The sequence below is a fragment of the Hartmannibacter diazotrophicus genome (assembly GCF_900231165.1).
Lineage (GTDB): Bacteria > Pseudomonadota > Alphaproteobacteria > Rhizobiales > Pleomorphomonadaceae > Hartmannibacter > Hartmannibacter diazotrophicus.
The window spans coordinates 4,444,945-4,457,821 of record NZ_LT960614.1; the positions used below are offsets into that span (position 1 = coordinate 4,444,945).

Here is a 12,877-nt window from a genome sequence, read left to right on the forward strand (position 1 = left end):
GGCCCGAAGGGTCAGCCCGAAAGATAGGACAGGAAACTCTCCGCCCACCGTTTGGCGTCGTTCGTCACGATCTTGTTGAACATGGCTTCATAGCGGGACTTGCGCTCGTCGAGCGGCATCTGCAGGGCCATCTGCAGCGACCCGGCCACTTCCTCGGTGTCGTAGGGGTTCACGATCACCGACTCGTTCAGCTCCTCCGCCGCGCCGGCAAAGCGCGACAGCACCAGCACGCCCGGATCCTCCGGATCCTGCGCGGCGACATATTCCTTGGCGACGAGATTCATCCCGTCCCGAAGCGGCGTCACGAGAGCAATCCGGCTCGACCGGTAAAGACCGGCCAGCGCCTTGCGCGGAAAGCCGCGCATGATGAAGCGGATGGGCGTCCAGTCGACATCGGCGAAGCGCCCGTTGATCTGGCCGGCCAAATGCTCCAGTTCGCGCTGGATGTCGACATAGGCATCGAGTTCCGAGCGCGACGGCGGGGCCACCTGCAGGAGGCTCACCCGGCCGCGATTTTCCGGATAATCCTCAAGCAACCGCTCGAAGGCACGGAAGCGATGCGGGATGCCTTTCGAATAGTCGACCCGATCAACGCCGACGATCTGCGCCCGGTCGCCGAGAATGGCCTTGATGCGCTGGCTCTGGCGGCGCCCCTCCGGCGACTTGGGAAACTGCGAGAAGCCTTCGGCATCGATCCCGATCGGAAACGCCTTGACGACGACCTCGCGCCCGAAGGCCCGGACGCGGTCCTCGCCGACCCGCTCGCCGCCGGCCTCCTGGATGAGATATTCGATGAAATGGTTTCTGTCCCGGTTGCTCTGGAAGCCGATGACGTCATAGGCGAGCATGGAGCGCACCAGCGCCGTGTGCCGAGGCAAAGCCGTGATGATGTCGGGGCTTGGAAACGGGATATGCAGAAAGAAGCCGATGCGGCACTCAACACCCATCGCCCGCAACTGGCCGGCAAGCGTGAAGAAATGATAGTCGTGCACCCAGACGACGTCGCCCGGCTCGATGAGCGGTTTCAGACGGGTCGCGAAACGCTCGTTGACGCGCCGGTAGCCCTGTTCGTAGGGGCGGTCGAATTCGGCCAGATCAAGCCGATAGTGCAGGATCGGCCAGAGCGTCCGGTTTGCATAGCCGGCGTAGAATTCCTCGTAGTCGGCCTTGTTCATATCGACGGTCGCAAGCTCGACGTTGCGGCTCTTCTGCCGCTTCATCTCGCCGAAGGTTCCTTCTTCCGACACCTGTCCGGACCAGCCGAACCAGACGCCGCCGCGTTCCCGCAATACGTCGACAAGTGCGACCGCCAGTCCTCCCGCCTTGCCCGTATCCTTGAGTGGCCCGACGCGGTTGGAAACGACGATCAGCTTGCCCATGACTATCCTGCCCCGATTATTGCTGTGATGGTTCGAGAGGCTCCGGCCGACACAGACCGGTCATCTGTCCGAGTTTGAACCTTTCCCTGTATTGCGCCTTCAGACTGTCGCGCCTTCAGAAACTCTGGTCCGGGGAGACCCGGCTCACACGACGCGGTCCCATCCGCCCGAAAGGCGAACCGCGCCGTTGATGATCCCGACCATCGAATAGGTCTGGGGGAAGTTGCCCCAGAGTTGACCCGTCGACGGCGTCACGTCCTCCGAAAGAAGCCCGACATGATTGCGGCATGCAAGCATTGTCTCATAGATATGACGTGCCTCATCGTGCCGTCCCATCCGCGCCATGGCATCGATGTACCAGAAGGTGCAGATGTTGAAGGCATTCTCCGGTTCCCCAAAATCATCGGCGGCATGATAGCGGAACATGTGGTCGCCCCGCCGCAGCTTCGCGGCGATCGCATCCACCGTCGCCACGAAGCGCGGGTCCTTCGGATCGATGAAGTTGACCTCGGCCATCAGCAGCAGGCCGGCGTCGAGGTCATTGCCGTCGAAACTCTCAACGAAAGTGCCGAGGGATTTGTTCCACCCGCGCGTCATGATCGTCTCGCGTACCTCTTCGGCCCGCTCGCGCCAGATCCGCGCCCGGTCGGTAAGACCGATGTGGCTGGCGATCTTGGCGAGACGATCGAGCCCTGCCCAGCACATCAGCGAGGAAGTCGTGTGCACGCGCGCCCGGTAGCGTAGTTCCCACATGCCGGCATCCGGCTTGTCGTGGCAACGATAGGCTTCCTCGCCGATCCTCTCCAGCAGGTGGAAGGAATCTGCGCCTGCCGGGTTCAGCAGACGGCGATCGACGAAGGCCTGGGCAGCGCCGAGAATGACGTTGCCGTAGACATCGTACTGGTGGTGTTCCCAGGCTTGGTTGCCGACGCGAACCGGACGGTTGCCGCGATAACCCGGCAGCTCGACGATGCGCTCCTCCAGTTCCCGTTCCAGGCCGATGCCGTAAAGCGGCTGGAAATGTTCGCCGCCGTCCCATCCGGCAACCACATTCTGCAGATAGCGCAGGTAGTGCTCCATCGTCTCCATCTCGGAGAGTGAATTCAGTGCCCTGATGACGAAGAAGGCATCGCGCAGCCAGCAGTAGCGGTAGTCCCAGTTGCGTTCGGTATGCGCCGCTTCCGGGATCGAGGTCGTGACGGCCGCGATGATCGCCCCGGTCTCCTCGTAGCAGTTGAGCTTGAGGGTGATCGCCGCCCGGATCACCGCCTCCTGCCACTCGAAGGGCAGCGACAGCCGGCGCGTCCAGCGGCGCCAGTAATCGGCGGTGTTTTCCTCGAAGGTCCGGCAAAGCGTATCGGCGCCCTCGGTCAGCGTCTCGTCCGGGCCGAGATAGAAGGACAGCGAACGGTCAATGATGAAGGCCGTCTCTTCCCGCACATAGGTGATCGGCGCGTTGGTGTTGAGCCTCAGCACCTGGCCGCCGCCCACATAGCGGATGTGGTTGGAGCCGGTCGTCATGTCGGGCGTCCGGGAGCCCCAGTCGAAGCGGGGCCGGCAGCGCACGCAGATGCGTGGCCGGCCGGCGATCGGCTTCACGCGCCTCACCAGAGCGGTCGGGCGGAAGAAGCGTCCGCGCGCCTCGAAGCGCGGCATGAAATCGGTGATCTCGATGGCATCGCCATCGCTTGAGAACAGCCGGGTCCGCACGATGGCGGTGTTCTCGTCGTAGCTCTGCTCGGACCGTTCGAAGCCCACGAGCTCGATGGTGAACATGCCGTCATGGGGATTGTCGGAGGCGGTCCCGAGCAGACCGTGAAAGACGGGATCGCCGTCGAACCTCGGCCAGCAGGCCCAAACCACGCGTCCTTGCGTATCGACAAGCCCCGCGATCGTGCAGTTGCCGATGAGTGCAAGGTTCAGATTGTTCATGGCATTCCCCTGTGGCACGTCAGATGCCTCGAGCGTCCGGCCGACGTATGGGAAGCGGGAGTCCGCTGGCTGGATGCTGAAGCAAAAGAAGAGAATTTCATGCCCGTCGCAAGGACCGGCCTGAAACCTCGAACCACCATAGGGGATTGAACGGTCAGGTCAAACCGTCAGGACACGAGGTCGGCCAGCCATTTGTGGACATCGGCGACGTCCTGCAGACGGTAGCTGGCGCAGCTCTCGCCGTCGCCGACCTTGATGCCGAAACCGCCTGCGCCGGCCGCCGCGCGCATGCCGTCCTCATCCGTCGTGTCGTCGCCGACGAAGACGGGAATACGGCCCTCGAACGCCGGCAGCGACAGGAAACGTTGCACCACGGTTCCCTTGGAAATGGCGCGGGGCTTGACCTCGAACACCATCTTGCCCTCGATGGTGACGAGGTCCTCCACGCCCGAAAGCAGGTCCTCGATCACGCCGCGCACGGCGTCTTCCTGCGACGGGTTGGCCCGGTAGTGCACCGCGATGGCAACCGACTTGTCCTCGATCGTCACGCCGTCGTTGGCAATGCCGCGTTCCAGCAACTGCTCGCGAAAGACATTGAGCGAGCGCGGCGCCGGGCTCTGCTGCACCATCTGGCCGCAGGCCTGCCGCCACTCCAGCCCGTGCAGTCCGCCGACCCGGAAGCAGTCGGTATCGAGAAACCGGTCGATCTCGGCGATCGGCCGCCCCGACACGATGGCAAAGGCGCCATCGAGTTCCTTGCAGACGCGCGTCAGGAGGTCGGAGAGATGCGGCAAGACGACGACAGCGTCCGGGCGCGGAGCGATATCGACAAGGGTTCCGTCAAAATCGAGAAAGAGAGCGGCATTCGCAGGAAGCCTGGGCATCGTCATCCGAAAATTCCGCCGGTCGTCGCCGGCACTCGTGGCAGAATGGGAGGGGGCGTTGATGTCTTCGAGGATCATGGTGCCGTCGTCTGCTCTTTGATCTCCACCGCGTTCGCCGCCTGTCGCGGCAAGTCATATGACATCCCTATTCATGTCGAATTCGATGCACGGGATGCAAGTCGCTCTCGGCGATGTGACGGTTGACAGTTCGGCAGGGGACAGTCCGGCAGCCAGCCCCGGTTCACTAAAAGGCCCTTGGGAGGCGACCGACACAAAGCAGTTCGTCGCCATTCGTCCAGCGCGGGCAGCATTGAGACCGAAGCTTTAAACACATGATCTTTCAATGGCAAATCTTTCATCCCTTCAATCGTTCCAACGAACCTCGAAAAGAAGGTTGCCTGACCTTCCGCTTGACATCCGCCGGCCGGAAGCGCATTTGAATGCAGTCCTGCGACGCGCGCTAAGAACCTGTGTGGTTCATCGTCGCAGTAGAAATGAATTTCTCCGACAATCCGTCTGCCCAGTTGCGCGTGGTCAGCCGACAACCGCGCTGACGTCCATTCGCGGCCCTCTGGCCGACGAAGTCGTGACTTATTCGCCTCCCAAGGAATGTTTTTGAACGTGATAGCTCCTCAGTTTGCCGCGCTTGGCCTTGCCGAGCCGCTTTGCCGCGCCCTTGAGGCCGCCGGCTACGAAACGCCCACCCCCATTCAGACCGCCTCCATCCCGAAGGTGCTGACAGGCAGAGACCTTCTCGGCCTCGCCCAGACCGGAACCGGCAAGACCGCAGCCTTCTGCCTGCCGATCCTGCAGCGACTGGCGCAAAATCCGAAGAAGCCCGTGCCGCGCTCCATGCGTGCCCTGATCCTCGCTCCGACGCGGGAACTGGCGCTCCAGATCGCCGAGGGCATGGCAAAATACGGCAAGTTCGCCAAGCTGCGTCATACGACCATCTTCGGCGGCGTCGGCCAGGGACCGCAGGTCAAGGCCATGTCCGGCGGCCTCGACATCGTCGTCGCCACTCCGGGCCGTCTGCTTGATCTCGTCGAGCAGCGCCTCGTGCGTCTCGACAGTGTCGAATGCCTCGTGCTCGACGAAGCCGACCGCATGTTCGACATGGGCTTCATTCGCGACGTGCGCCGCATCGTCAAGCTGACCCCGAAGCAGGGCCGCCAGTCGCTGCTCTTCTCCGCCACGATGCCGAAGGAGATCGAGCATCTGGCGATGGAGGTCCTCAGCGATCCGGACCGCGTCGCCGTGACGCCGGAAGTCGTGACCGTCGAGCGGATTGACCAGCGACTCTACCACGTGCCGACGGCCGCCAAGCGCGGACTTTTGTCCGATCTTCTGGCCGACAACGACATGCGCCGCGTCATCGTCTTCACCCGCACCAAGCACGGCGCCAACCGGGTCGCCGAACAGCTTGAAAAGGGCGGCATCGCTGCCGCTGCGATCCACGGCAACAAGAGCCAGGGCGCCCGCCAACGCGCGCTGTCCAGCTTCCGCGACGGATCGTTGCGCGTGCTGGTCGCGACCGACATCGCCGCCCGTGGCATCGACGTGCCGGAAATCAGCCACGTCGTGAACTACGACCTGCCGGTCGAGCCGGAAAGCTATGTTCACCGCATCGGCCGCACGGCCCGTGCCGGCGCCGAAGGCATCTCGATTTCCTTCTGCGATGCCTCCGAACGCGGCGCGCTGAAGCAGATCGAGCGTCTCATCAAACGCCCCCTGCCCGTGGTGGGCAAGATCGACGCCAAGCCCTCCGACGAGATCGGCGGCACGCATGAGCGGGCCGATTCCGGACCGGACCGTTTCAGCCGGCAGCGCCAGGGCCAGAAGAAGCCGAACCGGAGCGGCAACAGCCCGAACGGCAATGGCCGCCACAAGAAGCCCTCCGGCAGTGCGCCGAGGAAGGCAGACGCGGGCAACCGGCGCGGCGGCGTTCCCACCGCCGGCCCGGCCGCCCTTGCCGCAGCGGTCTCGGCACGCGATGCCTCGGGCGGCGGAGCGACCATGAAGCGCCGGGACGGATCGGCCTCTCGCCACTCCGACAGCACCAGCGCCTGAGATTGATCGCAAGCGGCGGATCGCCAACCGGCACCGCCGCTTGAACTCTTTCTGCCCTTTGCTCGCCTGTCACGATTTACGGATGGTCCGAACTGGGCCAGTCTGGCCGGACAGGACGCGGTCAGGATCGACCCGTGCCTGACACCGGGCCCGGCTCATGACCTACGACGACTACAACAGCTTCTGCGCTTGCCTGCCGGCGACATCCCATGTCGTCCAATGGGGCGGCGCGCATGTCTGGAAGGTCGGGACGAAGGTCTTCGCCATCGGCGGATGGGATCGCGGCGTGGAGCCCCGGATCACCTTCAAGGTTTCCGACATCGCCTTCGAGATCCTCAAGGGCGAACCCGGCCTGAGACCCGCTCCCTATCTTGCCTCGCGCGGCATGAAATGGATCCAGCATTTCGAAAAGCCCGGCCTTTCCGACGAAGACCTGAAGCTCTATCTCGCCGAATCCCACCGCATCGTTGCCAGGGGCCTGACAAAGAAGATGCGCAGGGAACTGGGGCTTGATCCGGCCTGACCGCCCCGGCGGCCCTCAAATGCCGGATACGCGGTTTTCTGCAGGAGCCGACTCGCCTAGATAGGATGCAGTCAACCACCGCCGTCGCCCGGTCCCTCTCCATGTCCCGCTTTCGCTTCCTGCATGCCGCCGATCTTCATCTCGACAGTCCCCTGACAGGCCTGTCGAAGAAATCGGCCGACTTCGCGGCAAGGGTCGACGATGCCAGCCGGCGGGCCTTCGATGCCCTGATCGAGCTTGCCATCGCCGAGGACTGCGCCTTCGTTCTGATCGCCGGCGACGTCTTCGACGGCGAGTGGCGTCATTATTCGACCGGCGTCTATTTCGCCTCGCGCATGCGCCAGTTGGCCGAGCACGGGATCCAGGTCTTCCTGATCTTCGGCAACCACGACGCCGAGAACAAGTTTCTCGCCCGCCTCGATCTGTCGGGCAACGTCCGCCGTTTCGGCGCCAGGGCCCCGGAGACGATGCGCATCGCGGCGCTCGATGTGGCGATCCACGGCCAGAGCTTTGCCAAGCGCGAGGTTCTCGAAAACCTTGCCGCGAATTACCCCGCCCCCATACCCGGCGCCTTCAACATCGGCCTTCTGCACACAGCCTGTTCGGGCCGTGAAGGCCATGCCTCCTACGCCCCCTGCTCCGTTGAGGAACTTCGGGCGCGCGGCTACGACTACTGGGCGCTCGGCCACATCCACCAGCGCGAACTCCTTTGTGAGACGCCGCCCATTCTCTTTCCCGGCAACCTCCAGGGCCGCAATCCCCGCGAGACCGGGCCGAAGGGCGCCACGCTGGTGACCGTCGAGGACGGCCGGATCTCGGGGCTCGAAAACCGCGAGCTTGACGTCCTGCGCTTCGAGCGGCGCAGTCTCGATGCGTCGGACCTTGCCGACATGAGCGCCCTGCGCGCCGCTCTCAAGCCGCTGCTGGCCGACACCGCCGAGGACGCCGCCGGCCGTCCGGTCGCGTTGCGGCTCGCCATCAACGGCGCGAGCCGCCTGCATGGCGAACTCGTCACCGCGCGGCAGCGTCTTTCCGAGGAGATCGAGACCCAGATCGCGGCCGAAGGCCATGACATCTGGCTGGAGAAGCTGACCATCGAGACCCAGCCGGAGAAGGAAACCAAGGGCCTCGACGCCGGGCTTGCCGGTCACCTGCAGCGCATCATCGCGGACATTGCCGCGACCGATTTTCTCAAGGAGCGTCTCGACGAGCGGCTGGCCGCCATCGAATCCCGCCTGCCGGACGCAGCCCATCGCGCCGAGCGACTGGCCGAATGGCGCGAACGCCTTCCCGGCCATGCCGTCACCCTCGCCGCGGCCCTGCTTGAGGAAGGCACCGAAACAGGCGACACGTTCGATACGATCGGCGACGCCCGACAGGCACTTGAGCCGGACGAGGCCGGCTGATGCGCTTTCTGTCCTTCACAATCGAACAGTATGGCGCCATGCAGGAGCGCCGGATCGATTTCGGCGATGGCACGGGCCTCACCGTCATCCACGGCCGCAACGAGGCCGGCAAGAGCACCTGCCGCAGCGCCATCACCGACTTCCTGTTCGGGATCGACCCGAGATCGCGCTACGGCGACAAGCAGACCTATTCCCGAATGCGTCTTCGGGCCGACCTCGCCTTTTCGGACGGATCGACGGCGAGCTTCACACGGCGCAAGGGCCAGCGCGGCCGCACACTGCTCGGACCGGACGAAGAAGAAATTGACGAGTCGCGGCTCGCCATGCGGCTCGGCGCCACCACGCAGGAGCGCTTCGAAATGCTCTTCGCGCTCGATCACGAGATCCTGCGCGACGGCGGCGAGGCGCTGCTGCGGGCGGACGGCGACATCGGCCGCATGATCGTCGAGGCGGGCGGCGGCCTGCGCTCGCTGATGCCGAAGATCGAGGATCTGAAGGCCCGCAGCGACGCCCTTTTCACGCCCAACCGGTCCAAGGACCGCGCCTTCTATCAGGCGCTCGACGCCTTCACGGCGGCCCAGTCGGAGATCAAGGCGCACCTTCTCACGCGGGAGAACTTCGACGAGGCGACGAAGGCCCTCGCCGGGGCTGAGGACCATCTTCGCACCGTCAGGCAGACGTTGGCCGACAAACGCCGCGAGCAGGAGCGGTGGGGCCGTCGCAAGAGTGCCGTTCCCTACCTGACGGAACGGACGGAGGTGCGGCTGCGCCTTGCCAGCGAATTCTCCGAGATTGCCGCGCTTGACGATGCGCATGTCGATGATCTGGTGGCGCATGTCGAAGCCGTGCGCGCGATGGCAGCCGGTCTTGAGCAGGCGGGAGAGAATTTGCGCCGGCAACGGGAGACCGTGGACGCGATCGTGATCGACCCTCGGCTGCTGCGTGAAGAGGCCGCCATTCGCGATTTCATTCTGGCCTCCCTCCAGGGCGATGAGGACCGGGATGCGCTCGCCAGAGAGGAGGCGACCGTCCGGCAGGCCGACCTGCGCCTCCAGACGCTGCGCAGGATGATCGGAAAGCCATCGGACTGCGATCTGGCCGCGCTGATGCCGGATCACGGCAAGCTGACGCGGCTTCAGTCTCTCGCCGGCACCTGGCGCGAGCTGGCCGCGACACGCGCGGAGATCGACCGGCAGATCGGCGACCTCGACCGCAAGCTCGCCATGGTGCGCCGCCAGCAGGCCGAAGCGGAGAAAGCCCGTTTCGATCGGCCCCTCGGCTTCAATGCCGAGAGCCTGGCACGCCTTGCCGAGGACGCCATCGACCTTGAGAGCAGGCGCGCGGAGGCCGCTGAACTGGGTCGCCGGATCGAGGCGGGCCTTTCCGCTCTGGGCTTCGAGGACATTGCCGCGTTGAATGCCCTCGCACTGCCCGGGCCCGCGGAACTGCAAACGGAGATCGACGCCCGCGCGGCTCTTGCGCGGGAGATGGACCGACAGGAAGAAGCCTGCGTTCGGGCTGCCCGCAAGCTGGACGAAGTTCGCACCGCCATGCTGCAGCTTTCCTCCGGCGAAACGCTCGCCACAAAGGAGGCGGTTGCCGAAGCGCGAGCCGAGCGCGATCAAACCGTCGAAGCGATCGGGCACCTGCTTTTTGCCGATCCGCCCGAAAAGGCCGAAACACGCCATGAGGCGCTGGCCCGGCTTCGTCGCGCGATCACGACCGCCGACGTGAAGGTCGACCAGCGCCTCGCGGACTCCCAGCGCATCGCGGAATACGACGTGGCCCGCCGTGACGAAATGCTGGCGGCAAGGGACGTTGCCGCGTTGGACGCCGAAATGAAGCGCCTGCGAGAGCGCGTCAGCGAAAGGGAAAAGGCCTTCGCCTCAACCTGGCCCGACGCCTGCCGCCGTCTCGCCTCACCCCAGGCGATGAAGGCCTTCCTTACGGACCGCGACGATCTTCTGGCTCTCGCCGCCGAACTGTCGGCCGGCAACGAGCGGATCGCGGAGGCCACCCGCCGAACCGCGCCCAAGCTGGAAAGACTGGAAGCAGCGGAGGCGCGGCTCGGCCTCACAGAGGCAAGTGCCGGTCATTCCCTCAGTCACCGCCTTGCCGACGTCAGCGCCGCGATCAAGGCTCATGAGCGCGACCACGCCGACTTCCTGCGCCGGCGCGAAGCCTTGGCGAAAGACGAGGAAGAGCGGAGCGCGCTGGGGCGGCGGTCGGACGCCCTCGAGCGAGAGGAAACGAACTGGCGCGCCGCCTATGCCGAGGCGCTCGGCGAGATCGGCCTGTCTGGCGATACCCCGCTCGCCGCCTCTTCGGAAATCGCTTCCGAGTGGCAGTCGGCCTCTGCGATGCTGCAACAGATGCAGACCTTCCGGCAGGCCCAGCAGCGGCGCGAGCAGCACCGGGCAAGGCTGGATGACGTGCGGCAGACCTTGCAGGAGAGACTGGAACTTGCTCTTCCGGCCGAACCCGGCGCCGCCGCGAAGATGCTGGACGAACGGCTGTCCGCCGCACTCGATGCACGGTCACGCCGGACCGCCCTGATGCCCGGTCTGGAGCAATGCGAGGCCGCACTGAAGGCGGCTGAGGCGCGCGCCGATGCGGCGGGGCAAGCGCTGGAGGCGATTTGCCGCCAGCTCGGTTGCGCCCGGCAAGACGCCGAACTCTTTGCCGAAAAGGCGCTTGCGCGGCGTCAATTGCTGCGCAGGAACAGGGAAATAAATGCAGCCCTCACGCATTTGATTGGCGACGGTTTCAAGCCGGACGGAAATGAGACGGTCGCGCATGCCTTGGACGATGATCTTCCGCTGGAAGGGATCGAAGAGAGGCTGGCTCGTCTGGCGCAGGAGCTGCAAGCCCTCACGGATGAGGAAGAAGAAGCCTTCATCGCCGTCCAGAGCGCCCGCAGCCGTCTTGACGCCTTCTCGGCCGACGACCATTTCAACGCCTTCGTCGCCGCCCGCGAGGCCGCCGCCACATCGCTCGGCGACGCCGCCGAGCAGCACCTCGAACTCGCCCTCGCCCGCGACTTGCTGGAGGAGGCGCTTCGCCGCATTCGCCGCGAGGAGCAGGCGCCCCTGCTCGGCCACGCCAGCCAAGCCTTCGCCCTTGCCACACGCGGGGCCTATGTCGCGATCGAGAGCGATGTGGACGACGAGGGCAAACCGCAGGTGACGGGTCGGCGCGCGGACGGGGGGCTGGTGTCGGTCTCGAACATGAGCTCGGGCACCCGCGACCAGATGTTCCTGGCCTTCCGCATCGCCGGCGTCGAGCGTTACTGCAGGGAGGCCGAGCCGCTGCCCTTCCTCGCCGACGATCTTCTGGTCCATTTCGACGATGAGCGCAGTGCCGCTGCGCTGGAACTGCTCGCAAGCCTTGGCCGGAAGACGCAGGTGCTGCTCTTCACCCACCATGACATGGTGCGCGAAGCCTCGCGGCCGCTCATGGAACGCGGCCTTGCCCGCCTTGTCGAGATCTGAGCCCGAAGGCCGTCAGGCGGCCTGACGGATCGGCAGGGCGAGGCTGACCGCCGACTCTCCGCTGCCCGACTGCGCCACCGTCAGCCGGCCGCCCTGATGGTCCAGCATGGATTCGACCAGCATCAGCGCCGACACCCGGTCGTCCAGTACGAAGGACGCCAGCGTCAGTTCTCGTGCGCTGGATGCCTCATCGCGGACCGTCAGGGCCTCGGCCGGCTCCGTCATGCAGATCACGAGTTCGCCGTTGTCGATGCGGATCCGCAGCTTCAGGACGTCGATGGCCCGGCCGTGGCGGATCGCACCGACGAGCAGCAGCCGCAGGGCGCTCTTGAAGGAGAGCGGATCGCAATCGACAAGCACCGGAATGGTCGGGTGCACATAGTCGATACGGATGCCGCGCTTTTCCGCCTCGGGCTTCACGATCCGAACCGTGTCCGCCACCAGGGCCGCCGCATCGACCCGGGTGATCGCCTCCTCATTCGCCGACATGGCCCGCTGCAGATGCGCGACGCGGCCGTAAAGATCCTGCCTGATATCCGCGGAGACCGCGATGATATCGTCGACGAAGCGCGCGACGTCCTCGGAGTTTGAGCCGAGCGACACCTTGCTGAGAACCGCTGCGGTATGGATACGGTCGATGCGCCCCGAGAGCGCCGTCAGCCAGTCGGTCACGCCGCGCGCGGTGACGGCCTCGCGGTCGCTGTTCTCCAGAAGGCGGAACTGCAGCGACTGCCGCCGCTCGCTGTCGTGCAGCACGCTGCGGATCGTCGAGCCAAGCAGGTCCGGCGAGAGCAGATCCTTGCCGATGAACGCAGTCGCTCCGGCACGGAAGCCGATCTCCTGGATATCCGAGTGATCGAGTTGGGAAAAGACGATGATCGGCGGCGCATGGTCCCGCTGCCCGACCTCGCGGATGAAGGCCACGGAGCTTTCCTTCCCCAGCCAGTAGTCCGTGATGTAGATATCGAACTGATCGCGTTCGGCAGCCTTCAGCGCCTCGTCGATGCTGCGGATATGAACGACATCGAAGTCGAAGCCCGCGATCTTGTCGAGGTAGTGCCGGACGATGCGCGCATCCACGTCGTCATCGTCCAGAAGCAGCACCCGCACACGCCGGTCACCGCCTTCCTTAGGCTGTGTTGCCACCGGCGCCGTGGTCGCATCGTCGATATCGTGGAGGGGCATGAAGACT

General features: G+C 65.1%; 8 protein-coding genes. 4 read left to right on the plus strand and 4 right to left on the minus strand.

What is annotated here, in order from left to right; translation table 11 throughout:
• Window positions 1-11: 11 nt before the first annotated feature.
• The 3 genes from otsA to otsB all read right to left on the minus strand — a co-directional run bounded on the left by otsA (window position 12) and on the right by otsB (window position 4,201).
• Entirely contained in the window at window positions 12-1,379 is a 1,368-nt protein-coding gene (gene otsA, locus HDIA_RS20650) for an alpha,alpha-trehalose-phosphate synthase (UDP-forming) (RefSeq protein ID WP_099557869.1), read from the minus strand.
• 144 nt (window positions 1,380-1,523) lie between these two features.
• Window positions 1,524-3,311, minus strand: a complete 1,788-nt coding sequence (locus tag HDIA_RS20655) for a glycoside hydrolase family 15 protein (RefSeq protein WP_099557870.1) — start codon at window positions 3,309-3,311, stop codon at window positions 1,524-1,526.
• 167 nt (window positions 3,312-3,478) lie between these two features.
• On the minus strand, window positions 3,479-4,201 hold the full coding sequence (otsB, locus tag HDIA_RS20660) for a trehalose-phosphatase (protein ID WP_197708057.1): 723 nt from the start codon (window positions 4,199-4,201) through the stop codon (window positions 3,479-3,481).
• Between the two features lie 615 nt (window positions 4,202-4,816).
• Here otsB and HDIA_RS20665 point away from each other — a divergent pair.
• The 4 genes from HDIA_RS20665 to HDIA_RS20680 all read left to right on the plus strand — a co-directional run bounded on the left by HDIA_RS20665 (window position 4,817) and on the right by HDIA_RS20680 (window position 11,685).
• Entirely contained in the window at window positions 4,817-6,265 is a 1,449-nt protein-coding gene (locus HDIA_RS20665; protein ID WP_245884312.1) for a DEAD/DEAH box helicase, read from the plus strand.
• Between the two features lie 157 nt (window positions 6,266-6,422).
• A complete protein-coding gene (locus HDIA_RS20670; protein WP_099557872.1) occupies window positions 6,423-6,788 on the plus strand; it encodes an MmcQ/YjbR family DNA-binding protein in 366 nt (121 codons plus the stop codon).
• A 101-nt stretch (window positions 6,789-6,889) separates the two neighbouring features.
• Window positions 6,890-8,194: a metallophosphoesterase family protein gene (locus HDIA_RS20675; RefSeq protein WP_157775759.1), complete on the plus strand. Its 1,305-nt coding sequence runs from the start codon at window positions 6,890-6,892 to the stop codon at window positions 8,192-8,194.
• Window positions 8,194-11,685 carry a YhaN family protein gene (locus HDIA_RS20680; protein WP_099557874.1) on the plus strand — a complete coding sequence of 1,164 codons (3,492 nt, stop codon included), beginning with the start codon at window positions 8,194-8,196 and terminating at the stop codon, window positions 11,683-11,685. Before HDIA_RS20675 ends, HDIA_RS20680 begins: the two co-directional genes overlap by 1 nt.
• A gap of 12 nt (window positions 11,686-11,697) precedes the next feature.
• Here HDIA_RS20680 and HDIA_RS20685 read toward each other — a convergent pair whose 3' ends face one another.
• Window positions 11,698-12,870, minus strand: a complete 1,173-nt coding sequence (locus tag HDIA_RS20685; protein ID WP_099557875.1) for a response regulator — start codon at window positions 12,868-12,870, stop codon at window positions 11,698-11,700.
• Window positions 12,871-12,877: the final 7 nt, after the last annotated feature.

Excerpts from the sequence above, each read along its gene's own strand:
- HDIA_RS20685 (WP_099557875.1), bottom strand. The coding sequence starts at position 12,870 with ATGCCCCTCCACGATATCGACGATGCGACCACGGCGCCGGTGGCAACA.
- otsA (WP_099557869.1), bottom strand. The coding sequence starts at position 1,379 with ATGGGCAAGCTGATCGTCGTTTCCAACCGCGTCGGGCCACTCAAGGAT.
- HDIA_RS20675 (WP_157775759.1), top strand. The coding sequence starts at position 6,890 with ATGTCCCGCTTTCGCTTCCTGCATGCCGCCGATCTTCATCTCGACAGT.
- HDIA_RS20670 (WP_099557872.1), top strand. The coding sequence starts at position 6,423 with ATGACCTACGACGACTACAACAGCTTCTGCGCTTGCCTGCCGGCGACA.
- HDIA_RS20680 (WP_099557874.1), top strand. The coding sequence starts at position 8,194 with ATGCGCTTTCTGTCCTTCACAATCGAACAGTATGGCGCCATGCAGGAG.
- otsB (WP_197708057.1), bottom strand. The coding sequence starts at position 4,201 with ATGACGATGCCCAGGCTTCCTGCGAATGCCGCTCTCTTTCTCGATTTT.
- HDIA_RS20655 (WP_099557870.1), bottom strand. The coding sequence starts at position 3,311 with ATGAACAATCTGAACCTTGCACTCATCGGCAACTGCACGATCGCGGGG.